Consider the following 25,279-nt stretch of genomic DNA (forward strand, 5'->3'; position numbering starts at 1 on the left):
GGGGCCGGGGGGACTCCGCGGGGCCGGGGGGCGGGGCGGCCCTCGGTCGTCCGGCCCCCGGGCCCAGGCGGACTCCGGCCGTCCGGCCCCCGGGCCCAGGCGGACTCCGGCCGTCCGGCCCCCGGGCCCAGGCGGACTCCGGCCGTCCGGCCTACCCTTGACCGGTGAACGAGATGCCCCGGGACCACCGTCCCGCGAAGTCCATCAGGGTTCTGCTCGCGGAGGACCAGGGAATGATGCGCGGGGCGCTGGCCCTGCTGCTGGGCATGGAGGCGGACATCGAGGTGGTGGCCCAGGTGTCCGCCGGGGACGCCATCGTGGACGCGGTGCTGACGCACCGTCCGGACGTCGCCCTCCTCGACATCGAGCTGCCGGGGCGGAGCGGTCTGGACGCCGCCGCCCAGCTGCGCGAGGAGGCGCCCGACTGCCGGGTGCTGATCCTGACCACCTTCGGGCGGCCCGGGTATCTGCGGCGGGCCATGGAGGCGGGAGCCGCCGGCTTCCTCGTCAAGGACGGGCCGGTGGAGGAACTGGCGGTCACCATCCGGCGGGTGCTGACCGGGGAGACGGTGATCGACCCGGCGCTCGCGGCGGCCGCGCTCAGCGCGGGGCCCAGCCCGCTGACCGCCCGCGAGTGCGACGCGCTCAAGGCGTCCGCGGACGGCGCGACCGTCGCCGACATCGCCGCCCGGCTGCACCTGTCCGAGTCCACCGTCCGCAACTACCTCTCCTCCGCCATCGGCAAGACCGGCACCCGCAACCGCATGGAGGCGATGCGGGAGGCCCGCCGCCAGGGCTGGCTCTGACCGCCGACCGGCACCGGCTCTCCTTCTCCCCCTCCCCCTCCCTCCGCTCCTCCGTGTCGCCCTGGCCCGAGTCGGCCTTCGGCTACCCGGTCACCTTCACCGAATCGAACGACGTGCCCTGGGGCGCCAGGCACACGAACCAGTCGTCCGGGGAGCCCTCCGCCGACCGGATCACGCCTTCGTCGGCCGCGATCCCTTCGCCGGAGGCGGAGCCGACGGCCGCCCTGTCGACCACCGTCGACGTCCCGTCCTTCCAGGTGCAGGTCACCTGCCGGGCGGTCCTGGCGACCCGGCCCACGACCAGCCGCTGCGGTCCCTCGGAACCGGGCTCCAGCGGCATCGCGGCGCTCTCCAGGTCGTCGCCCGCCTGGACGTCCTTCGCGTCGACCGTCTTGTGCATGCTCCAGGAGGTCCCCTCCCGGGAGTTCCGGTACACGAAGAAGGAGGTCTTGCCGACGAGGTCGGACGCCGTACGCGCGTCCACCGGCATCTCCCGGTGTTGGATCATCGTCGACAGTTGGGCCTGCGCCTGTGTCGCGTCGCGCGGTGCCGCCCAGATGTCGACGTAGACCTTCCACGGCTTGCCCCGGTCGGTGCCGTGCGCCAGCACGGTCCGGTGTCCGAAGAGGTCGGGCGGCGTCGGCGGCGACACCGTCACGGCGGGCGCCACCCGGTCGCCGCCACCCGGCGTCCCGGCCAGCGCCAGCGTCCCGGCCGTACCGGCGACGACCAGGGCGGTGGCCGTCGCGAGCGCCCAGCGGCGGGCCCGGCGGCGCCGGCCGCCCCGGACGACCGCCTCGGTGGGGGCTATACCGATCTCGACCTCGTCGGCCGCCTCGGCCAGCAGGAGGGCGATGTCGTGGTTCGTCATGTCGTGGTTCGTCTCCCGGTCCGCGCTCATCACATCCGCCCTTCGTAGGTCGGCGTCTCGGCCAGGTCCGGTATGGCGCGGAGTTTCGCGATCCCCTTGGCCGCGTTGCTCTTCACCGCGCCGACCGAACAGCCCATCGCCTCGGCCGTCTGGCTCTCGGTCAGGTCCTCCCAGTACCGCAGGACCACCGCCTGCCGCTGCCGCGGGGGCAACTGGACGAGCGCCTTCAGCAGGGCGTTGCGGTCGTCGGCCTGGGAGATGCGGTCACCGGTGTCCGCGATCTCGTGCGCGAGGCCCGAGTCGTCCCTCGGCGCCAGGAACTCCCGCAGCTTCCTGCGGTGCCTGCGCGCGTGTGCGTTGATCATCACGCGTCGCACATAGGCCTCGGGGTCGTCGGCCGAGCCGACCCTGCGCCAGGCCACGAAGGTCTTCTCCAGCGTCGACTGGACCAGATCCTCCGCCGCGTGCTGCTCCCCCGTGAGCAGGAATGCCGTACGCATCAGCCGTGGCCAGCGACCGGTGACGAAGGCCTGGAACTCCTCGTCTCGAACTGACTTGCGATCCCCCATGGGCACCTCCTAGATGTCAAAAGGAGTCCACGGGCCGCCCGAAGCGTTGCCTCGCCCGCAAAAAACACACCCCCGGCAAGTCCCGCCCCACGAAACCCGCCACTTGCCCAAGAGAAGGTCAAGGATTCGTTAGCGTCCCGAAGCATCGGAATAGTTGCCCAGGCGCACGGGTTCAAGCTGCACGTATCCGAATGGATCAACACCCGCCGATCCCCGTACGGATCCCACTCTCTACGTTCTTCCGGCCTGGAGGCCTTACTCAATGACGCACACGCCGACCGACCGGCCCGACCGGCGAGCGAGCGGGGCCGTCGTCCCGGTCCTCGCCTTCGCGGGCATCGTTGTCGCGGTGATGCAGACCCTGCTCGTCCCGGTCATCAAGGACCTGCCCCAACTGCTGGCCACCGAGCCGAGCAACGCCACCTGGGTCCTGACCTCGACGCTGCTCTCGGGAGCCGTGGCCACACCGATCATGGGACGCCTGGGCGACCTCTACGGCAAGCGGCGGATGCTCATCCTCAGCCTCGCCGTGATGGTGGCGGGCGCCCTCGTCAGCGCGCTCACCAGCGACCTGATCGTCATGATCGTCGGCCGTACGCTCCAGGGCTTCGCGATGGGCGCGATCCCGCTCGGCATCGGCCTCATGCGCGACATGCTGCCCCGCGAGAAGCTCGGCTCGGCGATGGCCCTGATGAGCTCCTCGATCGGCGTCGGCGGCGGCCTCGCGCTGCCCGCCGCGGCCCTCGTCGCCCAGCACGCGGACTGGCACGTCCTCTTCTACGGCGCCGCCGGTCTCGGTGTCGTCGCCATCGCGCTCGCCCTTCTCGTCGTGCCCGAGTCCCCGGCCCGCGCCGAGGGCTCCTTCGACCTGCCGGGCGCGCTCGGCCTGTCCACCGGTCTCGTCCTGCTCCTGCTGCCGATCACCAAGGGCAGCGACTGGGGCTGGTCCTCCGGTCTCACGCTCGGCCTGTTCGCCGCGGCGGTCGTGGTCCTGCTCCTGTGGGGCCTGATGGAGCTGCGCGTCGAGGCGCCCCTGGTGGACCTGCGCACCACCGCCCGCCGCGAGGTGCTCCTCACCAACCTCGCCTCGATCATGGTCGGCGTCAGCTTCTACGTCGTCTCGCTCGTCCTGCCCCAGCTGCTCCAGCTGCCCACCGCCACCGGTTACGGCCTCGGCCGGTCGATGGTCGAGGCCGGACTGTGCGTGGCCCCGCTGGGTCTGACGATGATGTTCACCGCACCGGTCTACGCCCGGCTCTCCGCCCGCTACGGCCCGAAGACCACCCTGATCCTCGGTCTGCTGATCATCGCGGCCGGCTACGGCGGCGGCCTCGGCCTGATGGACGCGGCCTGGCAGACCGTCGTCACCTCCGTGGTCCTCGGCGCCGGAATCGGCCTCGCCTACTCCTCGCTGCCCGCGCTGATCGTCGGCGCGGTGCCGGCCTCGGAGACGGGCGCGGCCAACGGCCTCAACACGCTGATGCGCTCCATCGGCACGTCCGTGTCCAGCGCCGTCATCGGCATGGTGCTGGCGAACACGGCGAACCACGTCGGGGGCACGGCGTTCCCGAGCCTGCACGGCTTCCACGTCTCCTTCCTGATCGCGACCGGCGCCGTCGCCGTCGGTCTGCTGCTGGCCCTGTTCCTGCCGGGTCAGCGCCCGTCGGGCACCCCTCAGCTGCGCGCGAGCAGCGAGGAGGACGCCAACCTGGAGCGCGCCGAGGAGGTGCTGCGCGGCTTCCGCGGCCGGGTCCTGGACGCCGGCGGCTCCCCGGTCGCCCGTGCGAAGGTCACGCTGATCGACCGCAGGGGCCGTCAGGCGGGCGCCACCGTCTCCGCGGAGGACGGCAGCTACGCGCTCGCGGTCCCCGCCGAGGGCGCCTACGTGCTGGCCGCCAAGGCCACGGGCCACGCCCCGCTCGCCTCGTCGGCGACGCATCCGGGTGCCGACCGCCCGGTGGACCTGGACCTGTCCCTGCCGGGCGAGTCCGTCCCGGCCTGACCACCGGGGTCCGCTCCCGCTCCCACCGCCCCCCGTCGCCACCGCGTCGGGGGGCGGTGGCAGCATGAGCGGCCGGCGACCCGAGCCGCGCAGACCTCGGGGCCGCCCGGTGCCCCGAGACGTCGAGCCCCGGGCCCCGCGCACCCGTACGACCGAAAAGGACCGCCATGCCCGCAGCACCCAAGCCCGAGATCCTGGCCGCGTTCGAGGCCGCGAAGGGGTTCATGCCCGTGCACGAGGGGCTGGCGCTGTACGCGGCGGCCGTCGAGGCGGGCGCGCTGGGGCTGCCCCTGCTGGAGGTCGGCACCTACTGCGGCCGCTCCACCGTCCTGCTCGCCGACGCGGCCCGCGCGTCCGGGGTCACCGCGATCACGGTCGACCACCACCGGGGCAGCGAGGAGCAGCAGCCGGGCTGGGACTACCACGACCCGCAGACGGTCGACCCGGAGATCGGCCTGATGGACACCCTGCCCACCTTCCGGCGCACCCTGCACCGGGCCGGTCTCGAGGACCACGTGGTGGCGGTGGTCGGGCGTTCCCCGCAGGTCGCGGCCTTCTGGAACACGCCCCTCGGTCTTGTCTTCATCGACGGCGGCCACACCGACGAGCACGCGACCGCCGACTACGAGGGCTGGGCGCCGCACGTCGCCGAGGGCGGCCTGCTGCTCATCCACGACGTCTTCCCCGAGCCGGCCGACGAGTTCACCGGCCAGGCGCCGTACCGCGTCTACCTGCGGGCGCTGGAGTCCGGCGCGTTCACCGAGGTGTCGGCGACGGACTCGCTGCGTGTGCTGCGGCGCACGGGCGCGGGGAGCTGAGGCCGCCGGACCCGGCGGTTAGGGTGGGCGTCGTGTCGTATTCAGGCCCGGAGTTCGAACCCGTCCCGCCCCGCCGCTCCCCGCTGCGCCGTCCGCTGGTCGTGGCGCTCGCCGCGCTGGCGCCGGGAGCGCTGCTCGGCTGGGGGGTGTACGCGGCGGTCGGCGGCCCCGCCGATCCGGGTGGTCCGGCGAGCGCGGCGGCAGGGACCCCGACGGCCGGATCCGGCTCCGCCGACCCCACCGCGGGCGGTGACGGGAAGCCGGCCGCCTCGTCGGGCTCCGTCGTACCGGGCAGCCTGAAGGGCAAGGTCGTCGTCATCGACCCGGGCCACAATCCGAACAACTTCCGGCACACCGCCGAGATCGCCCACAAGGTGGACATCGGCACGAACCGGAAGGAGTGCGACACGACGGGGACGTCCACCAACTCCGGTTACCCGGAGGCCCGGTTCACGCTGGACGTCGCCCATCGGCTGCGCGCGCTCCTCCAGGCGCAGGGCGCCACGGTGAAGCTGACCCAGGACGGCGAGCGCGCGTTCGGGCCGTGCGTGGACGAGCGGGCCCGGATCGGGAACGCCGCGCACGCGGACGCGGTGATCTCGATCCACGCGGACGGCTCGGCGGCCGGCGACCGCGGCTTCCACGTGATCCTTCCGGCGGCCGTGCACGCGGGGGCCGCCGACACCCGCCCCATCGCCGCCCGTTCGCACGATCTGGGGGTGCGCGTGGCGGACGGCTTCCGCCGGGTCACGGGCAGCTCGCCCTCCAACTACCTGGGCGAGGGCACCGGTCTCGTCACGCGTGAGGACCTCGGCGGTCTCAATCTGTCAACGGTTCCCAAGGTGTTCATCGAGTGCGGCAACATGCGCGACGGCAAGGACGCGGCGCTGCTGACCAGCGGCGCGTGGCGGCAGAAGGCGGCGCTGGGGATCTCTGAGGGAATCGTGAGTTTCCTGCGCGGGTGACGATCAGTGCGCCGGTCCCTGCGGACAGCCCGATCGTATGGACGATAATGTCGTTCTTACGATGAGGGGTCACCCCCGCGCTTCACACCAGGGCCCGACGACGGCATGGTGACAGCGACACCTCTACCGACGACGTGACGACTGACGAAGGACCTGAAGTGAATATCCGCTCCCTCACTCGAGGCGACGGCGTGGTGATCGGAGCAGCGGTACTGCTGTTCATCGCGTCGTTCTTCGATCTGTACTCGATCGACGGGATCCCCGACAGCTACGACCTGCCGAGCCTGTGGAGCAGCGGCGGGGTCGTGCTGGGGGTCGTGCTGGCGGGCATCATCGGCGCCGCGCTCGTCGTCGTCTCGCGCGCGCTTCCGCAGCCGCCCAAGGTCGTCGGCCTCGACCTCGCCCCGTTCGGTGTCGCCTTCACGGTGTTCGCCGCGTGGAGCGCGCTCGGCAACGTCTTCGACCCGGTCAGCGGCAGCGACAACGTCTCCGGCGCCGGTTCCGTCGGCGCCGGCGCGGGCCTGATCCTGGCCCTGCTGGCCACGCTGGTCATGGCCGGGGCGGCCGTGGCCACCCCGCTGGTCGCCGCGCTCCAGGCTCCGCTGATCCCGGCCGCCCGGCCGCCGGCCCCGCAGCCCTACGGCGCCCAGCCGTCCGGTGGTTACGGCTACCCGGGCGCGCAGCAGCCGCAGTACGGCGGCCAGCCCCCGTACGCCGGCCAGCCGCAGCAGCCGCAGGCCCAGGCCCCGGCGCCGCAGCCGGCGCAGCCCGCCGGGGACTTCTCCCCGTTCTGGTTCGCCGTGCCGGTGCCGCGTCCGCTGTTCGCCGAGGACGGCTCCCCGGCGCCGATCGCCGAACTCGCCCCGGGCACCTGGTACCTGGCGGTCGAGCAGAACGGTCCGGCCCTGGTCGCGCAGACCCAGGACGGCCGCCGTGGCGTGCTGCGGGACACCTCCGGGATCCAGCGCGGCTGACGTCAGCCGTCCGGCCGGCCCCTCGCCCTTCCGGGCGGGGGGCCGTTGTCGTACAGTCGCAACCCCTGGCTGACACACCGTCAGAAAGCGGGAGGCGCCATGCGACTCGGTCTCGCACTCGGCTACTGGGGGCGCGGCCCCGACCCGGACCACGTCGCGCTGGCCCGGGAGGCGGAGCGGCTCGGCTACGACTCCGTGTGGACGGCGGAGTCCTGGGGCTCGGACGCCTTCACCCCGCTGGCCTGGATCGCCGCGCAGACCTCGAGGATCAGACTGGGTACGGCGGTTGCGCAGATGGCGGCCCGGCCGCCGACGACGACCGCGATGCACGCGCTGACGCTGGATCATCTCAGCGGCGGGCGGCTGCTGCTGGGCCTGGGCCTGTCCGGTCCGCAGGTCGTCGAGGGCTGGTACGGGCGCCCGTTCCCGAAGTCGCCGCTGACCGCGACCCGGGAGTACGTCGACGTCGTACGGCAGGTGCTGCGGCGCGCGGGGCCGGTGGAGCTGGCCGGCCGCTTCCACTCCCATCCCTACCGCGGCCCGGACGGTACGGGCCTGGGCCGGGCCCTGAAGCCGATCACCCATCCCCTGCGCCCCGATCTGCCCGTCCTGCTCGGCGCCGAGGGGCCGAAGAACGTGGCGCAGACGCTCCGGATCGCGGACGGCTGGCTGCCGCTGTACTGGGCGCCGAACCGGCCCGAGGTGTACGGGTCCGGGGTCGTCGGCCTGTCCGCCGCCCAAGGGGCCCCGGGACGGGGCGAGTTCCTGGTCGCGCCGATGGCGCAGGTGCGGATCTGCGACGACGTCGCCGAGGGGCTGCTGCCCGTCAAGGCCATGCTCGGCTTCTACATCGGCGGGATGGGCCACGCGGCCCGCAACTTCCACGCCGACCTCATGGCACGCATGGGGTACGAGAAGGAGGCGCGGCGGATCCAGGAGCTGTTCCTGGCCGGGCGGCGGCAGGAGGCCGTGCTCGCCGTGCCGGACGCCTTCGCCGACGAGATCTCGCTGGTCGGGCCGCGCGAACGGGTCGCCGAGCGGCTTCAGGCCTGGCGCGCGGGCCCGGTCACCGACCTGCTGGCCCTGGTACGCGACCCGCACACCCTGCGCGTCCTCGCCGAACTCAACGCCTAGGGCGTGTCGGCTTCGGCTTTTCCGGTCGTTCGTCCGCCGGGGAGGACGCGAAGCGGCGGCCCCGGGAATTCCCGGGGCCGCTTCCGGCCGACCGTCCGCCGACGAGTCGGGCGGAATCACGCGATGGCGTGATGGCGCGGTGTTCCGAGCGGCTGAACGGCGAAGCTTCAGCCGCCGGACAGCTGGGCGGCCGTCGGCATCTGGTCCTGCACCTCGGCGCCCGCGCTCCGGCCGGCGTCCTTGACCTGGCCGACCAGGCTTTCGAAGGTGCCCGCGACCGCGTCGGTCGAGTCGCCGCTGCGCAGCTTGGCCGGCAGGTCCTTCAGGGCGCCGACACCCGCGGCGAGCGGGGCGACGGCCTTCGCCAGCAGCGGGTCGCCCTGGGCGTTGCGCAGCGCGGCCCTGAGCCGGTTGTACGCGAACACGCCCGCGACACCCGCCTTCACCAGGGCCAGCTTGCGGCCCGAGGCGCCCTTCTCGAACTTGCCCGCCCTCCAGGGGCCGACGATCCACTGGTAGGTCGCACCGGCCGCGAGGCCCGCGTTGGCCACGAACCGGGTCTTGGCGAACTTCTGCTGTTCGGCGGAGGTGCTGGGACTGGCCGTGGGGACGGTTGCGGTGTTCGTGTTCTGTGCGGAGTCCCCGGCGCCGCCGCAGGCGGTGCCGCCGACGAGCAGTGCACAGCAGAGGGTGAGCGCCACGGCGAGGTGGCGTATCGGCACACGCACGAAGTCCTCCCGACGTGAGGGGGTCTCCCAGCAGGTTCACCCCGCGCCGTCGGCTACGCCACTCGGGGGACACGGCCGCATACTCCCCCGGGCACGTCCGGGGCCCGCTGTTTCTCCGGGTTTCAGCCGGGAATCCGGGGCCAGACGGTAGTCATGTCTCGATATCGCACTGGTTCCAACTCCGCCGGGACGGTCATAGCGGTGGTCGCCGACATCATGGCCGTCATTCTCGGACTGTGGATCCTCATGTATCTGTTGGACGCCAACCGGGGCAACGACCTGGTGCAGTTCGTCCACCACGTCGCCAACTGGCTGGCCGGCTGGTCCCGTGACCTGTTCACGTTCGACGAGGCCTGGGCGCGGGTCGTCGCCGGCTACGGCCTGGCCGCCGTGGTGTACCTGTTCATCGGCCACGCCATCGCCAACCGCGCCCACCGTCACTGACCCGGCGGGCGCCGGTCCGCCGGGGCCCGTGCGGCAGGCCCTACCCGCAGCAGTCCGGATCCAGCCCCTTCGGCAGGAACTCGCCGCCGAAGACGGCACAGGTGGCCTCGTCGCCGCCCAGGGCCGCCACGGCCAGCAGCAGCGAGCCGGCCGTCCAGGTGGTCAGTTCCCGCGGCCAGACGGCCTCGTCGTCGAAGACGTAGCCCGTCCAGTACAGGCCGCTGTCCGCGTCCCGCAGGTGCTGGATGGACTGGAGTATCTCCAGCGCCCGGTCGGACTCGCCCATCGCCCAGAGCGCGAGGGCGAGTTCGGCCGACTCACCGCCGGTCACCCACGGGTTGGGGACCACACAGCGCACCCCGAGGCCGGGCACGACGAAGCGGTCCCAGGACTCCTCGATACGGGACTTGGCCTCGACTCCGGTCAGCGCGCCGCCGAGGACCGGGTAGTACCAGTCCATCGAGTAGCGGTTCTTGTCGAGGAACCGCTCCGGGTGGCACCGGATGGCGTGCCGCAGCGCGCCCGCCGCCAACTCCCAGTCCGGCTGCGGCTCTTCGCGCTGCTCGGCGATGGCGAGCGCGCAGCGCAGGGCGTGGTGGATCGACGAACTGCCGGTCAGCAGCGCGTCCGTGGTGTCCGTGCCGTCGTCGTCGCGCCGCCAGCCGATCTGCCCGCCGGACTGCTGGAGGGCGAGGACGAACTCGACCGCTGCGACGACCGTCGGCCACATGCGGTCCAGGAACGTGTCGTCGCCGGTGGCGAGATAGTGGTGCCAGACGCCGACGGCCACGTAGGCGACGAAGTTCGTCTCGCGGGAGCGGTCGGTGACGTCGTCGAACTCCCCGTCCGCGTACGCCGCGTACCAGGAGCCGTCCGGGTTCTGGTGCCGGGCCAGCCAGGCGTACGCCCGCTCGGCGGCCGCGTGCTCGCCGGCCGCGTCCAGCGCCATCGCGGCCTCGGTGTGGTCCCACGGGTCGAGGTGGTGGCCCCGGAACCACGGGATCGCACCGTCCTCCCGCTGCACGTCGAGGATGCCGCGTACGGTCGCGGCGGCCTGCTCGGCGGTGAGGACCCCGGGCAGGACGAGGTGTTCTGTCCGGGGGGTGGTCACGTGGCGTCCGCCTCGGACGTACCGGACGTGGCGGGCTCGGCGGACAGCCGGGGCAGGTGCGGCTTGGTCGCGTACGCCACGAAGCTCTTGCCGATGAGCGGGTTCAGCGCCTGCTCGGCGACCCGGGTGGCCAGCGGCTTCTTCATGATGTCCCAGACCAGGAGCTTGTGGTACGCCCGCACCGGCAGCGCCTTGTCGTTGTCGACGCCGAACGCGCACTTCAGCCACCAGTACGGCGAGTGCAGGGCGTGCGCGTGGTGGGTGCCGTACGGACGCAGTCCGGCCTGCCGGATCTTCGCGAGGAGTTCGTCCGCCTTGTAGATGCGGATGTGGCCGCCCTCGACCTCGTGGTAGGCGTCGGACAGGGCCCAGCAGACCTTCTCCGGGCCGTAGCGCGGGACGGTGATCGCGATGCGGCCGCCGGGCTTGAGCACCCGGACCATCTCAGCGAGGACGCCCTTGTCGTCCGGGATGTGCTCCATGACCTCGGAGATGATCACGACGTCGAAGGACTCGTCGGGGAACGGCAGCGCGAGCGCGTCGCCCTCCATGGCGGTGGCGGTGGCGCCGGCCGGGGCCTCGCCGGCCTCCTTCATCGCCGCGAACCACTTCGCGACCTCGCGGATCTCGTCGCCGTTCTGGTCCAGTGCCACGACCTGCGCGCCGCGCCGGTAGCACTCGAACGCGTGCCGGCCCGCCCCGCAGCCGAGGTCCAGGACTCGGTCGCCCGGCGCGAGCGGGAACCGGGAGAAGTCGACGGTCAGCACGTGGCCCTGCTTTCGGGATAGACGCCGGTAACGCTGGTCGAGGTCGAGGTCGTGGTCGTGGTTCCGGGGGCGGGGGCGGCCCCGGCGGGGGCCCCGCCGCGCGGGTGCGACCGGGTGCGGGCGATGGCCTCGCGGTAGTGGGCCACCGTGCCCTCGGCGGCCCGGGCCCAGGTGAAGCGGGCCAGGACCCGCTCGCGGCCCGCGCGGCCGAGCCGGGCCCGCAGCCCCGGGTCGCCGAACAGTCTGCTCAGCGCGGCGGCCAGCGCGCCCGCGTCGCCGGGCGGCACCGCCAGACAGGTCTCGCCGTCGGGGCCGGCGACCTCGGGGATGGCCCCGCCGGTCGTGGCGACCAGCGGGGTGCCCGTGGCCATGGCCTCGGCGGCCGGGAGGGAGAAGCCTTCGTAGAGGGAGGGCACACAGGCGACCTGGGCCGAGCGGACCAGGTCGACGAGTTCCGCGTCGGAGATGCCCTTGACGAACTCGACGCAGCCCTCGAGGCCGTACCGCTCGATGGCCTGGGCGACGGGCCCGTCCTCGGCGCGCTTGCCGACGACGACCAGATGGGCGTCCGGGTGCTCGGTGCGCACCTTCGCCAGCGCCTCGACGAGGAACACCAGCCCCTTCAGCGGCACGTCCGCGCTGGAGGTGGTCACGATGCGGCCCGGCACCTGCGCCACCGACGGGTCGGGGCGGAACAGGTCGGTGTCGGCGCCGATGTGGACGACGTGGACGCGGTCCCGGCGCACCCCGAGGTGGTCGACGATCTCCTGCTGGGAGGAGCCGGAGACGGTGAGCACGGACGGCAGGCGGCGCGCCACGCGCTTCTGCATCCGGGTGAAGCCGTACCAGCGGCGCACCGAGAAGCGGCGCTGACGGCTGTCCGCCGCGTCCAGCTCCAGCTGCCGGTCCACGGTGATCGGGTGGTGGATGGTGGTGACCAGGGGCGCGCCGATGTCGCCCAGCAGCCCGTAGCCGAGGGTCTGGTTGTCGTGGACGACGTCGAAGTCGCCGCGCCGGGCCCGCAGCAGGCGGCGGGCGCGCAGCGAGAACGTCAGCGGCTCCGGGAAGCCGCCGGTCCACATGGTGGCGACCTCCAGCGCGTCGACCCAGTCGCGGTACTCCCCGCGGCCGGGGGTGCGGAAGGGGTCGGGCTGGCGGTAGAGGTCGAGGCTGGGCAGCTCGGTCAGGCTCAGCCGGCCGTGCGTCTCGCCCTCGACCGCGTCGAGGACGGGGTACGGCTGCGCGCCGATGACCTCGACGCGGTGGCCGAGGCGGGCCAGCTCACGGGAGAGGTGGCGGACGTAGACGCCCTGACCGCCGCAGAACGGGTTTCCCTTGTACGTCAGGAGCGCGATGTCGAGCGGTCGCCCGCCGTCCGCGGCAACGCCCTGCCCAGGGCCCGCCTGACTGGCCTCAGCGGTCACTCCGGGCCCCCTTCTGCCTGCACTGTCCCGCGAGGTTACGCCGGGACGCTAATCTAGAACAAGTTTCAGACTTGATCGTTCGGGAGGCTCTGAATCTACCGGCAGGTAGGGGGGCTGTGAGCAGTGGATCAGGTGATTCACGCCACGGCGGACCGCCTCTGCCATGCTGTCCGATCACCAGCCCTCACCGACTGTCACGGAACGGGATCCATGCCTGCGGAAGCCAAGGTGGTCAAGGTGGAAGCCAGCACCGACAGACCGGCCCTCCCGCCCCTCACCGAACGGCAGGCGGCGCGCCGGCGCCGCATTCTGCACGCGAGCGCGCAGCTCGCCAGCCGGGGCGGTTTCGACGCGGTGCAGATGCGCGAGGTCGCGGAGTCCTCGCAGGTCGCGCTCGGCACCCTGTACCGGTATTTCCCGTCCAAGGTGCATCTGCTGGTCGCCACCATGCAGGACCAGCTGGAGCACATGCACGGCACGCTGCGCAAGAAACCGCCGACCGGTGACACCCCGGCCGAGCGGGTCGCGGAGACGCTGATGCGCGCCTTCCGCGCCCTGCAGCGCGAGCCGCACCTGGCCGACGCGATGGTGCGCGCCCTGACCTTCGCGGACCGCAGCGTCTCCCCCGAGGTCGACCAGGTCTCCCGCCAGACCACGCTGATCATCCTGGACGCGATGGGCCTGGCGGACCCCGGCCCCGCACAGCTGTCCGCGGTCCGCGTCATCGAGCACACCTGGCACTCGGCCCTCATCACCTGGCTCTCGGGCCGCGCCTCCATCGCGCAGGTGAAGATAGACATCGAGACGGTGTGCCGGCTGATCGACCTCACGTCGCAGGAGGAGCCGCGCGAGCCGCGCGCATGAGGGAACCCGCGCGCGGCGGAACAGGCGCATGCGGACATCCGCGCATGAAAAAACCTACGAGACGGGTTCCCTTCGCCGGCATGGTCCGGATCAGGTACTGGAGGTCGCCTTCCGGTGAAACCGCCACCTTCGGGCCTCTCAGCTACACCGTCGACGTCGGCCCCGGCGGATGCCTCTGCGTACTGCCTGGGCGTCTCGCGGAAGTCGGCTACTCCGGTGGAACTCCCTCACTCGCCTCGTAGGCCACTTACCAGAGTAGCCCCCCAGAGCGGGATGCAATAGCCCAAAAGGGACTTTTTTTGCCTCACTCGCAGAACCCCCGGGCGGAGCTCAGTCCTCCGGCGGGAACACGGGCTCCCCGCTCCCGAGCAGGGTGATCGTGATGGCCTCCACCGGGCAGCCCTCGGCCGCCGCCAGCACCCGCTCGTTGGCGGCCGTGTCCGGGTCGACCGGACAGGACTGGCGTCCGGCGTCGAGCCGGAAGCCGGCCGGGGCGTGGTGGAGGCACTGGGCCGAGCCGATGCACAGGGCGCGGTCGACCTCGACGTGCCAGCGGTCTCCCGTCCCCGCACCCGACTCCGCTCGCGCGGAAGGCACCCCCATCGCTCACCCCTCCCAGCCGGCCGGCAGGTGGATCATCTTGTGCTCGAGGAACTCGCCGTACCCCTCCGGGCCGAACTCCCGCCCCAGACCGGAGTTCTTGTAGCCGCCGAACGGGCCGAGCATGTCGAGGCTGAAGGTGTTGACGGAGTACGTGCCCGTACGGACCCGGCGCGCGACCTCGATGCCGTGCTCGACGTCGGCCGTCCACACGCTGCCGCTCAGCCCGTACTCGGAGTCGTTCGCGATCTTCACGGCCTCGGACTCGTCGCCGTAGGGCAGCAGACAGACCACCGGGCCGAAGATCTCCTCGCGGGCGATGCGCATGGTGTTGTCCACGTCGCCGAAGAGGGTCGGCTCGACGTACCAGCCGCGGTCCAGGCCCGGCGGGCGGCCGCCGCCGGTGAGGATCTTCGCGCCCTCCTCCTGGCCGATGCGGATGTAGTCGAGGTTGCGCTGCTGCTGACGGCGCGCCACCAGCGGGCCGACCTGGGTCGCCGGGTCCAGCGGGTCGCCGACCACCAGCGCGCCCGCCGCCGCCGCGAAGGCGTCCGCGAACTCGTCGTAGCGCGAGCGCGGCACCAGGATGCGGGTCTGGGCCACGCAGGCCTGCCCGTTGTTCATCCAGGCCGCCGAGACGATGCCGGGGACGGCCGTCGCGAGGTCCGCGTCGGGCAGGACCACCGCCGCCGACTTGCCGCCCAGTTCCAGCGTCACCCGGCTGAGGTTGCGCGCGGCCACCTCCATCACCCGCCGGCCGGCCGCGACCGACCCGGTGAAGGAGACCTTGTCCACGCCGGGGTGCCCGACCAGGTACTCGCTGGCCTCGCGGTCCGCGGGCAGGATCGACAGGACGCCCTCGGGCAGCCCGGCCTCCCGCGCGATCTCGCCGAGGATGTAGGCGTCCAGCGGCGACTCCGGCGACGGCTTGAGCACCACGGTGCAGCCGGTGAGCAGCGCGGGCGCGAGCTTGGCGGCGGCCACGAACTGCGGGACGTTCCAGGGGACGACGGCCGCGACGACGCCGACGGGCTCGCGGCGCACCAGGATCGGCCCGAGCACGCCGGCCCGCCGCTCCTCGTACGCGAAGTCCCGGGCGACGGTGATCGCCGCGTCCCAGACCATCATCGCGCCGAGCGCCTGCGCGAGGACGCTCCAGGAGTACGGCGACCCGTTCTCGGACGAGATGACGCGGGCGATCTCCTCGTGCCGCACGGCGATCGCGTCCTTGATCCTGGTGACCACCTCGATCCGCTCGTCGGTCGTCATCCGTGGCCAGGGCCCCTGGTCGAACGCCGTGCGGGCGGCGGCGACGGCCCGGTCCACGTCGGCCCTCGAGGCGTGCGGCACCCGTCCGATGACCTCCTCGGTGTGCGGGGAGATCACCTCGATGACCTCCTCGCCCAGCGGGTCGGTCAACTCCCCGCCGATGAACAGCTGTCCGTGTTCCACGAGTTCGGTCATGGCGACTGCCTCCCCGGCCCTGTTCTGACGACTCATCAGATACGGAACTGATAGCAGCTCCGTGCCGAGGAGTCCACGGCCCGGACGCCCACCGGGACGGTCGACTCGGGCTCCCATCGAAACCTGTTCTAGTTATAGTGACCGGGACGCGGCGATTGGGGAGCCCATGACGCAGGTGCACGACCACGGCGGCGGCGTACGGTCCATCGAGGTCCCCATCCCGGACAACCCCCTCGGCCACACCCTCGTGTACGTCGTCGACACCGACCGCGGCCCGGTCCTGGTCGACACCGGCTGGGACGACCCCGCGTCCTGGGACACGCTCGCCGAGGGGCTCGCGGCGTGCGGCGCCTCGGTCGCCGACGTCCACGGTGTGGTGATCACCCATCACCATCCCGACCACCACGGACTGTCCGGCCGGGTCCGCGAGGCCTCCGGCGCCTGGGTCGCGATGCACGCGGCGGACATCGCCATCGTCCGCCGCACCCGGGAGACCCGGCCCGGCCGCTGGTACGCGTACATGGCGGACAAGCTCACCGCCGCGGGCGCCCCCGAGGCGCACGTCGCCCCGCTGCGCGCCGACCGGCCCCGGCGCGCCCTGCCCGGCCTCGCCCCCGCCCTGCCCAACCGGGAGATCGTCCCCGGCGAGCTCCTCGACCTCCCGGGCCGCCGGCTGCGCGCCGTCTGGACCCCCGGCCACACCCCGGGGCACGTCTGCCTGCACCTGGAGGAGCGGCACCCCGCCGGGCTCACGGGCGGCGGACGGCTGTTCTCCGGCGACCATCTGCTGCCCGAGATCACCCCGCACATCGGCCTGTACGAGGATCCGGACGACGCCACGGTCACCGACCCGCTCGGCGACTACCTCGACTCCCTCGAACGCGTCGGCCGGCTCGACCCCGCCGAGGTGCTCCCGGCCCACCAGCACGCCTTCACCGACGCGCCCTCGCGCGTACGGGAGTTGCTGGCCCACCACGAGGAGCGCCTGGACGGCCTGCTGACCCTGCTGGCCGACCCGCTCACCCCCTGGCAGCTCGCCGAACGCATGGAGTGGAACCGCCCCTGGGACCAGATCCCCTACGGCTCCCGGAACATCGCGGTCTCGGAGGCCGAGGCCCATCTGCGGCGCCTGGTGAAGCTGGGCCGGGCGGAGGCGGTGACGGGGAGCGAGCCGGTGACGTACGTGGCGGTGTGAGCGGCGTGAACGGTGTGTCCCGTCGGCGGACGGCACCCGCGCACCGGGCCGCCGCACAGCCGCCCCTCGGCGCGTTTCCACGGGCCGGTAGAGTGGCGCCGTCGTCATCACACCCGTACGGGGGAAAGCCGGTGCAATTCCGGCGCTGACCCGCAGCCGTGAGCCACCGCCAGGTGGCGAGCCGGATCGCCCCGCACGGTACGTGACCGGCTCACGCGCACCGGCGGCCCGCCGGTGCACGGCACCGTCGAGGTCTACGGAGCCGAGCCGCCCGGGGGTGCCCCGTGCTGTCCGGCTCCCCGCAGGGAGAGGCATCCGCCGATCATGAACGTCCGCCGCAGCGCCGCGGTCCTGGCCGCCGCCGCCGTGATCGGCGGTGCCACGCCCGCCGTCGCCGCCGACTCGTCCCCGTCGCCCTCGGTGGCGATACCCTCCGGCCTCTACGGCCGTACCGACCCCACCTACGACGGTGTGTGGCGGCAGTCCCTCGCCCTGCTCGCGCAGAACACCGTGGGCGTACGACCCGCCTCCTCGGCCATCGGCTGGCTGACCGGGCAGCAGTGCGCGAACGGCGCCTTCGCCGCCTTCCGCGCCGACACCGCCAAGCCCTGCGACGCCAAGCTGATGGTCGACACCAACAGCACGGCCGCCGCCGTCCAGGCCCTCGCCGCGCTCGGCAACCACACCCCCGTCACCGCCAAGTCCGTCGCGTGGCTGAAGTCCGTGCAGAACGCCGACGGCGGCTGGGGCTACTCCCCGGGCGGTGCCAGCGACGCCAACTCCACCGCCGTCGTGGTCGGCGCGCTGACCGCGACGGGCGAACAGCCCCAGAACGTCGTCAAGGGCGGCAAGTCCCCCTACGACGCCCTGCTGAAGCTCGCCCTGCCCTGCACCGGCGAAGGCGCGGGCGCCTTCGCCTACCAGCCCGACAAGAAGGGCGCCCTCCTCGCCAACGCGGACGCCACCGCGGCCGCCGTGGTCGCCGCCCTCGGCAAGGGGCTCGGGGGCGCCGCCGCGAACCCGGACTCCGAGGGCCTCACCTGCAAGGGCCCGGCCACAGACGCCGCACAGGCGGCCCGCAACGGCACCACGTACCTCGCCAGGGAACTGACCGGCACCGGCCATCTGACCTCGTCGCTGCCCGGCGCCGAGGACCAGCCCGACTACGGCAACACCGCCGACGCGGTCGTCGCCCTCGCGACCGCCGGCCAGAGCGAGATGGCCGCCCCCGCCCTGCACTGGCTCCAGGCCAACTCCGCCAAGTGGGCGCAGCAGGCCGGACCGGCCGCGTACGCGCAGCTGATCCTCGCCGCGACCGCCGTCTCCGCCGACCCGCGCCACTTCGGTTCCCAGGACCTGGTGGCGCTCCTGAACGCGACCGGCCCCGGGCCCGTGTACGTGCCCACCGCCGCCCCGTCGTCCCCGGACGGCACGCCGAGCGCGACGGCCTCGGCCGCCGAAGACCCCAGCGGCAGCGGCAGCACCGTGTGGATCACCGGCGGCATCCTGCTCGTCGTCGTCGCCGCCGTCGGCTTCCTGCTCTTCGGGCGCGGCAGGAACAAGCAGTCGTGAGCCGTCGCCGCGCCGTCGCCGCACTGCTCCTGGCCGTGCTGCTCCCGCTGCTGGGAGCGGCCGGCCAGGCGCGGGCCACCGGCTACCGCTACTGGTCCTTCTGGGACCGCACGGGCACCGGCTGGACCTACGCCACCCAGGGCCCGGCGACCGCCCGCCCCGCCGACGGGGACGTGCAGGGTTTCCGGTTCGCGGTCAGCGCGGACTCCCAGGACGCCAGCCGTCCGCGCGGCGCGGCCGACTTCACGACGATCTGCGCGAGGACGCCCGCGCGGGACGGCTCGAAGCGGGTCGCCCTGGTCATCGACTTCGGCACGCCGGCCGACGCCCCCTCGGGCGAGCGGCCGCCCGCGACGCGGACCGCCTGTGCCCAGGTGCCCTCCGACGCCAGCACGGCGGAGGCGCTGGCCGCGGTGGCCAAGCCGCTGCGGTACGACACCAACGCGCTGCTGTGCGCGATCGCCGGATACCCCCGACAGGGTTGCGGGGAACAGGTGTCGGCACCGAAGGAGCCCTCGAAGGTGACGGGCAGGACGTCGACGGCGACGCACACCGCGGACGGCGGCCCGTCGGTGGGCCTGATCGCGGGCTGCGCTGCCGTGGCCGTCCTGGCGGCGGCGGCGCTCCGGCAGGCCCGGCGGCGCGGGCGTGGCTGAGCGGGTCCGGCGGCGTCCGACGCGCTCCCCGCTGCGGGGGGCCGCGCGACCGGCCGGGGACGGACCGCCGGCCGGGCACGCCGCCCGGCGGCCGTCCCACCCCGCCGTCCACCCGGGCGCCTGGTGGCTGTGGTCGATCTCCCTCGGCGTGGCGGCCACCCGCACCACCAACCCGCTCCTGCTCGCCCTGCTCGTCGCGGTCTCCGCCTACGTCGTCGCGACCTGCCGTCCGGCCGCCGCCCTCTGGGCCCGCTCCTACGGCGCCTTCGTACGGCTCGCGCTCGCCGTGCTGGTCATCCGGCTGGTCTTCGCCGTCGCGCTCGGCTCACCGATCCCGGGCACGCACGTCCTCGTCACCCTTCCCGAGGTCCCGCTCCCCGACTGGGCCCAGGGCATCCGGCTCGGCGGCCGGGTCACCGCCGAGGCCCTCGTCTTCGCCCTCTACGACGGCCTCAAGCTCGGTGCGCTCCTGATCTGCGTGGGCGCCGCGAACGCGCTCGCCGGTCCCACCCGACTCCTCAAGTCCCTGCCCGGCGCCCTCTACGAGACCGGGGTGGCCGTGGTCGTGGCGCTCACCTTCGCCCCGAACCTGATCGCCGACGTCCAGCGGCTGCGCGCCGCCCGCCGGCTGCGCGGCCGCCCGGACCGCGGCGTACGCGGTCTGCTCCAGGTGGGACTGCCGGTCCTGGAGGGCGCGTTGGAGCGGTCCGTCGCGCTGGCCGCCGCGATGGACGCCCGCGGCTACGGCCGTACCGCCGCCGTGCCCGCCCGCGTCCGCCGCACCACCGCCGCCCTCACCCTCGGCGGGCTGCTCGGCGTCTGCGCGGGAACGTACGGCCTGCTCACGGCGGACGGCGGCAGTTACGGCGTCCCGGTCCTGCTCGCCGGGCTCGCCGCCGCGCTGGGCGGTCTGTGGCTCGGCGGCCGCCGTACCCCGCGGACCCGCTACCGCCCGGACCGCTGGGACCCGCGCGCCTGTCTGGTGGCGGCCTCCGGGGTCGCCGTCGCCGCGCTGCTCGGCGTCGCGGACCAGGCGGCCCTGCACCCCGGCGTCGTCCCGCTCGTGGCCCCCGCCCTCCCGTTGCTGCCCGCCGCGGCCGTACTCCTGGGCCTGCTCCCCGCCTTCCTCGCCCCCGCCCCTGCCTTCAAGGAGACGTCGTGATCCGCTTCGAGAACGTCTCCGTGACGTACGACGGAGCCGCCGGACCCAGCGTGCGGGGCGTGGACTTCGAGGTTCCCGAGGGTGAACTCGCGCTGCTGGTCGGCCCGTCGGGGGTCGGCAAGTCCACCGTGCTCGGCGCGGTCAACGGGCTCGTCCCGCACTTCACCGGCGGCACCCTGCGCGGCCGGGTCACGGTGGCCGGACGCGACACCCGCACCCACAAGCCCCGCGAACTCGCCGATGTCGTCGGCACGGTGGGCCAGGATCCGCTCTCCCACTTCGTGACGGACACCGTGGAGGACGAACTCGCCTACGGCATGGAGTCGCTGGGCCTCGCCCCGGACGTGATGCGCCGCCGGGTCGAGGAGACCCTCGACCTGCTCGGCCTGGCCGCCCTGCGCGACCGTCCGATCGCCACCCTGTCCGGCGGCCAGCAGCAGCGCGTGGCGATCGGTTCGGTCCTCACCCCGCACCCCCGGGTGCTGGTCCTGGACGAGCCGACCTCCGCGCTGGACCCGGCCGCCGCCGAGGAGGTCCTCGCCGTCCTCCAGCGCCTGGTGCACGACCTGGGCACCACGGTCCTGATGGCCGAGCACCGTCTGGAACGGGTCGTGCAGTACGCCGACCGGGTCGTCCTGCTGCCGGAACCGGGCGCCGCTCCGGTGCTGGGCACCCCCGCGGAGGTGATGGCGGTGTCGCCGGTGTACCCGCCGGTCGTCGGTCTCGGCCGGCTGGCGGGCTGGTCCCCGCTGCCGCTGACGGTGCGCGACGCCCGCCGCCGGGCGACCGCCCTCCGGGAGGAGCTGACGGGGCGCGACGAGCCGGCCCCCGCGCCGGCCCCGGGACCCGTACCGGTATCGGCGCCGGCCGTCGTACCCGCGCCCCGTCCGGCGCCCTCCCGGCCGCGCCGGCCGTATCTGCCGCACCTGCCGCGCCTGACCGGACGACACGCGGAGGCCGGGGTGGCGTCCGGGGCGGTGGCCTCCGTCGCTCCGACGCCCGCCCCGCCCGTCGCCGAGGTCCGTTCCCTCGCCGTGCGCCGCGCCCAGGTCCAGGCCCTGCGGGGCGTCGACCTCACGGTGGCGCCCGGCGAGACCGTCGCCCTCATGGGCCGCAACGGCGCCGGCAAGTCCACCCTGCTCGGCACGCTGGTCGGGCTGGTCGAGCCGACCGCTGGCACGGTCCGGGTCGGCGGTGCGGTACCGCACCGCACCCGGCCCCGCGACCTCGTCCGCCGGGTCGGTCTGGTCCCCCAGGAACCGCGCGATCTGCTGTACGCCGACACGGTCGCCGCCGAGTGCGCCGCCGCCGACGGGGACGCCCGGGCCACGCCCGGCACCTGCCGCGGCCTCGTCGGCGAACTGCTGCCCGGCGTGACCGACGACATGCATCCCCGCGATCTCTCCGAGGGCCAACGGCTGGCGCTCGCGCTCGCCGTGGTCCTGACCGCCCGTCCGCCCCTGCTGCTGCTGGACGAGCCGACCCGCGGGCTGGACTACGCGGCGAAGGGCCGCCTGGTCGGTGTGCTGCGCGCGCTCGCCGCCGAGGGCCACGCGATCGTGCTCGCCACCCATGACGTGGAACTGGCCGCCGATCTCGCCCACCGGGTCGTGCTGCTGGCCGAGGGCGAGGTGATCGCCGACGGCCCGACCGCCGAGGTGGTCGTCTCCTCCCCTTCCTACGCGCCGCAGGTCACGAAGATCCTGGCCCCGCAGCGCTGGCTCACCGTCGCCCAGGTGCGGCAGGCCCTGCGATGACGCGCCAGGCACGGGCCGTGCGCCTCGGCCCCCGCTCCCTCGCCGCCCTCGCCCTGGTCAGCGCCGTCGGGGTGGTCGCCTTCACCTGGCCGTTCCTGGCCCCGCCCGCCTCGCAGCTCAGCGCCCACGCCCAGGACGCGCCGTGGCTCTTCGCCGGTCTGCTGGTGCTGCTGGTGCCGGTGCTGGCGGCGACGATCTCCGAGTCGGGGCTCGGTCCGAAGGCGGTCGCCATGCTCGGCGTGCTGGCCGCGACCGGCGCCGCGCTGCGCCCGATCGGCGCCGGTACGGCCGGTCTGGAGCCGATGTTCTTCCTGATGGTGCTCAGCGGCCGGGTCCTCGGGCCGGGCTTCGGGTTCGTGCTGGGCTCGGTCACCATGTTCGCGTCGGCGCTGCTCACCGGCGGGGTGGGGCCCTGGATGCCGTTCCAGATGCTCGCCATGGGCTGGTTCACGATGGGCGCGGGTCTGCTGCCGGGCCCGGACCGGCTGCGCGGCCGCGCCGAGCTGGCCCTGCTCTGCGCCTACGGCTTCGTGGCCGCGTTCGCCTACGGCACGGTGATGAACCTGGCGGGCTGGACCTTCATGGACGGCAACGCCTCGGACATCGCCTTCGACCCGCACGGGACGGTGGCCGCGAATCTGGCCCGCTTCGTCGCCTACTGTCTGGCCACCTCGCTCGGCTGGGACCTCGGCCGTGCGCTGGTGACGGTCGCGCTGACCCTGTTCGTCGGTCCCGCGGCGCTGAAGGCGCTGCGTCGCGCCACGCGCCGGGCCGCCTTCGAGACCGCGGTCACGTTCACCCCACCCGCACCGTGAACGCCCGTGCGCGCGGTGTTGCGGAACCGGTGAAGCACCCCACATGACCCACGTCACCCACTACCCGCGATAGTGGACGGAAAGGGGCATGTTTGGACACCCATCCGTGCTTTGACCTGCGGATTGAGAGCCAGCTCACACAGGGCGCCGGTATCTCGAATGCGGCCACAACTAGTAAAAGGGGTCATTGCGGACACCGGTCCGGGCTGGTTGTCTTGAGGACGTCGCCAGGCACCACGGCCCCCACCGGGTCACGGTGCCTCCGCATGCCAGGACCGACCAGCACCACACGGTCCCCGGCGAGCGAGCGGCCTTCCTGTCCCCGAAGAAAGCGAGTCTCCGTGTCCTTCGCCGCCATCCGCCGCATCGCCAGCCCGAAGAAGGCCCTCGCCGTGACCGCCGTCGTCGCCTCCACCGCGGGCATCGCCCTCGCCGCGGCCCCCGCGCAGGCCGCCACCACGTCCGCCTCCTCCGCCCAGGCGATCGCCCGGCAGATGATCCCGGACACGGCCCAGTACAACGCCTTCAACCAGATCGTCACCCACGAGAGCGGCTGGAACCACACCGCCACCAACTCCTCCTCCGGCGCCTACGGCCTCGTCCAGGCCCTGCCCGGCTCGAAGATGGCCACCGCCGGTTCCGACTGGAAGACCAACCCCGCCACCCAGATCAAGTGGGGCCTGGACTACATGAACTCCCGCTACGGCAGCCCCGTCCAGGCCTGGGACTTCTGGCAGACCCACCACTGGTACTAAACCCACCAGTACCGGGCACACCCAGCCGCCCCCGCAACAGGGCATCACACGCGACACCGACCGCTGCTTCACACGAAGCAGCGGCCTTGTCGTGTCCTTCATCCTGGTGGTCGCGGGACTACGGCGCCCAGGGCTGGCCGACGGCCCAGCTCACGTCGTCCGTCCAGGAGGTGGCGCTGTCCCAGGCGTTCGAGCCGCCGTTGCTCGCTATGTAGACGTTGAGGTTGTAGTGCCGGATGAAGCGGGTCGGGTAGTTGTACGACGCGAGGGAGCTGCCCGTGCCGCTCTTGCCGGTCGTCGGACAGAAGGTCGCGTCGGCCCTGAACTGGGCGGTGCCGTCCATGGGTTGGCGGTAGAGCCGGAAGTTGGAGTGCCGCAGGAAGTCTCCCGGATAGTTGCGTGACTCGAAGGAGACGCAGGAACTGCTGGCCAGACCCCGGCGGACTATCCAGGTCGCGTCGCTCTTGTCGAGCGCCGCACTGCTGGAGGTGACCGAGGAGACGACCGCCGCGTTGTTCTGGTGGCGGATGTAGTCGGTCGTGCAGCACGAGGTGGTGGCGCGCAGCGAGATCTCCGAACCCGGGGTGAGCGAGCCGGCGCTGCCGGTGGCGCCGCCGTAGCCGACGGAGACGATGTTGGCCTGCACGGAGTCGTCCGCCGCGTCCGTCGGGATGCCGGACGTCATGACCCCTTCGAAGAAGGATCCGATGGAGCCGTTGCTGTTGTCGCCGCCGGTGCCGAGGACGATCGCGCCCTCCTGATGCATGGGCGAGTATCCGCTGGTGGTGGGCTCCGCGCCGGAATATGTCGTGGTCAGTCCGCCGGATTGCGCATTTCCGTATTTCAGCGCGAAATGGTTCTGTCCATTGTTCTTCAGTAGTGCGGTCACGAACGGCAGCGGACCCGTCCCGGTATTGGACGTGTTCTTGCTGTAGCCGGAGTCGGACTGGAACAGACCGTTCTCCAGGTCGGCCTGCACCCACGGGCCCTGGCCGTAGCAGGGCGAGAACCAGCACTCGGTGCCGAAGTTGATCGCGTCCATGTGGCCGTTGCCGGTGTCCATGTTGTTCGTCTCGGCGTTGCCGTAGTCGAAGCAGCAACTGCCGTTCACGTGGGTTCCGGAGGTCACCATGTACATCCCCTCGGCCTGCCCGTTGACGGCGACGCCCGAGGTGGAGTTGTCCCGGTAGCCCATGCCGGCCGAGATCTCCAGGCCGTAGACCTGGTGTCCGCCGACGGTCACCGGCAGCGCGTCCGCGGGCGCGCCGACATCGGCCGCTCCGGCCCCGCCGGCCCCCTCGACGGTGAGGTCGTTGTGGCGCGACGACTGGTCGTAGATCTGGGTGATGATGCAGGTCGTGCCGGAACAGAAGGAGTCCTGGGCAGCCGCGTCGGCATAGCCGCCGGCGGCCAGCAGACCGATGTTGGCGGTGGCGCTGTCGGAGGCCCGCTGCACCTGGTAGAGCGAGCCGTTGTACGAGGAGTAGAGCGCCCTGACGAGACTGTGCGCGGCGACGCACGGGGTGCCCGCGGCGGCATAGATGTCACAGGGCAGCGAGCTCGCGGCCTGGGCCTGGGGCAGGCCGACGGCGAGCGCGAGGACGGTGACGAGCGCCGACAGGGCTGCCAGGGTCGCGGTTCTCAGTCTTGATAACACGGTTGACCTCTTCGTTTTCCGGTGGGGGGATGCGGGTGCCTTACGTTCGATATGTCGGACGATGTTCGATCGAAATGCCGAACCTGTTTCAGCGGTCGAAATGTCGAACATTTACGGAAGGGCGCGCGGCGGAGAAATCGCGATGGCGAAAGGCCAATGCAGAGGCGAT

The 25,279-nt window shown here is 72.9% G+C and carries 24 protein-coding genes; 15 read left to right on the top strand and 9 right to left on the bottom strand.

From position 1 onward, the window contains the following. Positions 1-173: 173 nt before the first annotated feature. Positions 174-806, top strand: coding sequence for a response regulator (locus ACZ60B_RS31645; RefSeq protein WP_469393145.1), 633 nt, complete (start codon positions 174-176; stop codon positions 804-806). Positions 807-888: 82 nt separating this feature from the next. Here ACZ60B_RS31645 and ACZ60B_RS31650 read toward each other — a convergent pair whose 3' ends face one another. Beyond that, the gene (locus ACZ60B_RS31650) at positions 889-1,707 is read right to left on the bottom strand and encodes a hypothetical protein (protein WP_469393021.1); all 819 of its coding nucleotides are present in this window, start codon (positions 1,705-1,707) and stop codon (positions 889-891) included. Continuing rightward, a complete protein-coding gene (locus tag ACZ60B_RS31655; RefSeq protein ID WP_469393023.1) occupies positions 1,707-2,246 on the bottom strand; it encodes a SigE family RNA polymerase sigma factor in 540 nt (179 codons plus the stop codon). The genes ACZ60B_RS31650 and ACZ60B_RS31655 overlap by 1 nt, the downstream gene beginning before the upstream one ends. 262 nt (positions 2,247-2,508) lie before the next feature. Between ACZ60B_RS31655 and ACZ60B_RS31660 the strand changes: the two genes are divergently transcribed. The 5 genes from ACZ60B_RS31660 (at position 2,509) to ACZ60B_RS31680 (ending at position 8,139) form a co-directional block, all read left to right on the top strand. Continuing rightward, entirely contained in the window at positions 2,509-4,248 is a 1,740-nt protein-coding gene (locus ACZ60B_RS31660) for an MFS transporter (protein WP_469393025.1), read from the top strand. Positions 4,249-4,415: 167 nt separating this feature from the next. Continuing rightward, a complete protein-coding gene (locus tag ACZ60B_RS31665; protein WP_469393027.1) occupies positions 4,416-5,066 on the top strand; it encodes a class I SAM-dependent methyltransferase in 651 nt (216 codons plus the stop codon). A gap of 32 nt (positions 5,067-5,098) precedes the next feature. Further along, positions 5,099-6,031: an N-acetylmuramoyl-L-alanine amidase gene (locus tag ACZ60B_RS31670; RefSeq protein WP_469393029.1), complete on the top strand. Its 933-nt coding sequence runs from the start codon at positions 5,099-5,101 to the stop codon at positions 6,029-6,031. A gap of 158 nt (positions 6,032-6,189) precedes the next feature. Beyond that, complete coding sequence (locus ACZ60B_RS31675) at positions 6,190-7,005, top strand: hypothetical protein (RefSeq protein ID WP_469393031.1); 816 nt, start codon at positions 6,190-6,192, stop codon at positions 7,003-7,005. A gap of 99 nt (positions 7,006-7,104) precedes the next feature. Beyond that, positions 7,105-8,139, top strand: a complete 1,035-nt coding sequence (locus tag ACZ60B_RS31680) for an LLM class F420-dependent oxidoreductase (RefSeq protein WP_469393034.1) — start codon at positions 7,105-7,107, stop codon at positions 8,137-8,139. Between the two features lie 167 nt (positions 8,140-8,306). Here ACZ60B_RS31680 and ACZ60B_RS31685 read toward each other — a convergent pair whose 3' ends face one another. Beyond that, entirely contained in the window at positions 8,307-8,867 is a 561-nt protein-coding gene (locus ACZ60B_RS31685; RefSeq protein WP_469393036.1) for a hypothetical protein, read from the bottom strand. A 153-nt stretch (positions 8,868-9,020) separates the two neighbouring features. On the opposite strand from ACZ60B_RS31685, the gene ACZ60B_RS31690 reads away from it, so the two are divergent. After that, positions 9,021-9,311, top strand: a complete 291-nt coding sequence (locus ACZ60B_RS31690) for a hypothetical protein (protein ID WP_351616176.1) — start codon at positions 9,021-9,023, stop codon at positions 9,309-9,311. Between the two features lie 40 nt (positions 9,312-9,351). Here the strand turns inward: ACZ60B_RS31690 and ACZ60B_RS31695 are convergent, their stop codons facing one another. From ACZ60B_RS31695 to ACZ60B_RS31705, 3 genes are read right to left on the bottom strand one after another with little or no spacing between them, the layout of a single operon-like run. After that, positions 9,352-10,422, bottom strand: a complete 1,071-nt coding sequence (locus tag ACZ60B_RS31695) for a prenyltransferase/squalene oxidase repeat-containing protein (protein ID WP_469393038.1) — start codon at positions 10,420-10,422, stop codon at positions 9,352-9,354. Continuing rightward, positions 10,419-11,189 (bottom strand): class I SAM-dependent methyltransferase, encoded by a 771-nt coding sequence (locus ACZ60B_RS31700; RefSeq protein ID WP_469393040.1) that lies wholly within the window; start codon positions 11,187-11,189, stop codon positions 10,419-10,421. Before ACZ60B_RS31700 ends, ACZ60B_RS31695 begins: the two co-directional genes overlap by 4 nt. Further along, positions 11,183-12,613 (bottom strand): glycosyltransferase family 4 protein, encoded by a 1,431-nt coding sequence (locus tag ACZ60B_RS31705; protein ID WP_469393042.1) that lies wholly within the window; start codon positions 12,611-12,613, stop codon positions 11,183-11,185. Before ACZ60B_RS31705 ends, ACZ60B_RS31700 begins: the two co-directional genes overlap by 7 nt. Positions 12,614-12,823: 210 nt before the next feature. On the opposite strand from ACZ60B_RS31705, the gene ACZ60B_RS31710 reads away from it, so the two are divergent. Beyond that, positions 12,824-13,477, top strand: coding sequence for a TetR family transcriptional regulator (locus ACZ60B_RS31710; protein ID WP_469393044.1), 654 nt, complete (start codon positions 12,824-12,826; stop codon positions 13,475-13,477). Between the two features lie 330 nt (positions 13,478-13,807). Here ACZ60B_RS31710 and ACZ60B_RS31715 read toward each other — a convergent pair whose 3' ends face one another. Beyond that, positions 13,808-14,080, bottom strand: a complete 273-nt coding sequence (locus tag ACZ60B_RS31715) for a ferredoxin (RefSeq protein ID WP_469393046.1) — start codon at positions 14,078-14,080, stop codon at positions 13,808-13,810. 3 nt (positions 14,081-14,083) lie between these two features. After that, positions 14,084-15,541 (bottom strand): aldehyde dehydrogenase, encoded by a 1,458-nt coding sequence (locus ACZ60B_RS31720; protein WP_469393048.1) that lies wholly within the window; start codon positions 15,539-15,541, stop codon positions 14,084-14,086. A 166-nt stretch (positions 15,542-15,707) separates the two neighbouring features. Here ACZ60B_RS31720 and ACZ60B_RS31725 point away from each other — a divergent pair, with 166 nt between their 5' ends. The 7 genes from ACZ60B_RS31725 (at position 15,708) to ACZ60B_RS31755 (ending at position 23,453) form a co-directional block, all read left to right on the top strand. After that, on the top strand, positions 15,708-16,736 hold the full coding sequence (locus ACZ60B_RS31725) for an MBL fold metallo-hydrolase (protein WP_469393050.1): 1,029 nt from the start codon (positions 15,708-15,710) through the stop codon (positions 16,734-16,736). Positions 16,737-17,060: 324 nt separating this feature from the next. Next, positions 17,061-18,308: a prenyltransferase/squalene oxidase repeat-containing protein gene (locus tag ACZ60B_RS31730; protein WP_469393052.1), complete on the top strand. Its 1,248-nt coding sequence runs from the start codon at positions 17,061-17,063 to the stop codon at positions 18,306-18,308. Continuing rightward, complete coding sequence (locus ACZ60B_RS31735; protein ID WP_469393054.1) at positions 18,305-18,964, top strand: SCO2322 family protein; 660 nt, start codon at positions 18,305-18,307, stop codon at positions 18,962-18,964. Before ACZ60B_RS31730 ends, ACZ60B_RS31735 begins: the two co-directional genes overlap by 4 nt. A gap of 127 nt (positions 18,965-19,091) precedes the next feature. Next, positions 19,092-20,126: an energy-coupling factor transporter transmembrane component T family protein gene (locus tag ACZ60B_RS31740; protein ID WP_469393147.1), complete on the top strand. Its 1,035-nt coding sequence runs from the start codon at positions 19,092-19,094 to the stop codon at positions 20,124-20,126. Continuing rightward, on the top strand, positions 20,123-21,883 hold the full coding sequence (locus tag ACZ60B_RS31745; RefSeq protein WP_469393056.1) for an ABC transporter ATP-binding protein: 1,761 nt from the start codon (positions 20,123-20,125) through the stop codon (positions 21,881-21,883). Before ACZ60B_RS31740 ends, ACZ60B_RS31745 begins: the two co-directional genes overlap by 4 nt. Continuing rightward, positions 21,880-22,698 carry an ECF transporter S component gene (locus ACZ60B_RS31750; protein WP_469393058.1) on the top strand — a complete coding sequence of 273 codons (819 nt, stop codon included), beginning with the start codon at positions 21,880-21,882 and terminating at the stop codon, positions 22,696-22,698. Before ACZ60B_RS31745 ends, ACZ60B_RS31750 begins: the two co-directional genes overlap by 4 nt. A gap of 341 nt (positions 22,699-23,039) precedes the next feature. After that, positions 23,040-23,453 carry an aggregation-promoting factor C-terminal-like domain-containing protein gene (locus ACZ60B_RS31755; RefSeq protein WP_469393059.1) on the top strand — a complete coding sequence of 138 codons (414 nt, stop codon included), beginning with the start codon at positions 23,040-23,042 and terminating at the stop codon, positions 23,451-23,453. Positions 23,454-23,571: 118 nt separating this feature from the next. On the opposite strand, the gene ACZ60B_RS31760 is transcribed toward ACZ60B_RS31755, so the two are convergent. After that, positions 23,572-25,110, bottom strand: a complete 1,539-nt coding sequence (locus ACZ60B_RS31760) for an alpha-L-arabinofuranosidase B (protein WP_469393061.1) — start codon at positions 25,108-25,110, stop codon at positions 23,572-23,574. Positions 25,111-25,279 lie beyond the last annotated feature (169 nt).

The organism is Streptomyces sp. NPDC104096, from assembly GCF_055584385.1.

Excerpts from the sequence above, each read along its gene's own strand:
- ACZ60B_RS31665 (WP_469393027.1), top strand. The coding sequence starts at position 4,416 with ATGCCCGCAGCACCCAAGCCCGAGATCCTGGCCGCGTTCGAGGCCGCG.
- ACZ60B_RS31730 (WP_469393052.1), top strand. The coding sequence starts at position 17,061 with ATGAACGTCCGCCGCAGCGCCGCGGTCCTGGCCGCCGCCGCCGTGATC.
- ACZ60B_RS31655 (WP_469393023.1), bottom strand. The coding sequence starts at position 2,246 with ATGGGGGATCGCAAGTCAGTTCGAGACGAGGAGTTCCAGGCCTTCGTC.
- ACZ60B_RS31750 (WP_469393058.1), top strand. The coding sequence starts at position 21,880 with ATGACGCGCCAGGCACGGGCCGTGCGCCTCGGCCCCCGCTCCCTCGCC.
- ACZ60B_RS31715 (WP_469393046.1), bottom strand. The coding sequence starts at position 14,080 with ATGGGGGTGCCTTCCGCGCGAGCGGAGTCGGGTGCGGGGACGGGAGAC.
- ACZ60B_RS31650 (WP_469393021.1), bottom strand. The coding sequence starts at position 1,707 with ATGAGCGCGGACCGGGAGACGAACCACGACATGACGAACCACGACATC.
- ACZ60B_RS31720 (WP_469393048.1), bottom strand. The coding sequence starts at position 15,541 with ATGACCGAACTCGTGGAACACGGACAGCTGTTCATCGGCGGGGAGTTG.
- ACZ60B_RS31710 (WP_469393044.1), top strand. The coding sequence starts at position 12,824 with ATGCCTGCGGAAGCCAAGGTGGTCAAGGTGGAAGCCAGCACCGACAGA.
- ACZ60B_RS31645 (WP_469393145.1), top strand. The coding sequence starts at position 174 with ATGCCCCGGGACCACCGTCCCGCGAAGTCCATCAGGGTTCTGCTCGCG.
- ACZ60B_RS31690 (WP_351616176.1), top strand. The coding sequence starts at position 9,021 with ATGTCTCGATATCGCACTGGTTCCAACTCCGCCGGGACGGTCATAGCG.
- ACZ60B_RS31725 (WP_469393050.1), top strand. The coding sequence starts at position 15,708 with ATGACGCAGGTGCACGACCACGGCGGCGGCGTACGGTCCATCGAGGTC.
- ACZ60B_RS31680 (WP_469393034.1), top strand. The coding sequence starts at position 7,105 with ATGCGACTCGGTCTCGCACTCGGCTACTGGGGGCGCGGCCCCGACCCG.
- ACZ60B_RS31660 (WP_469393025.1), top strand. The coding sequence starts at position 2,509 with ATGACGCACACGCCGACCGACCGGCCCGACCGGCGAGCGAGCGGGGCC.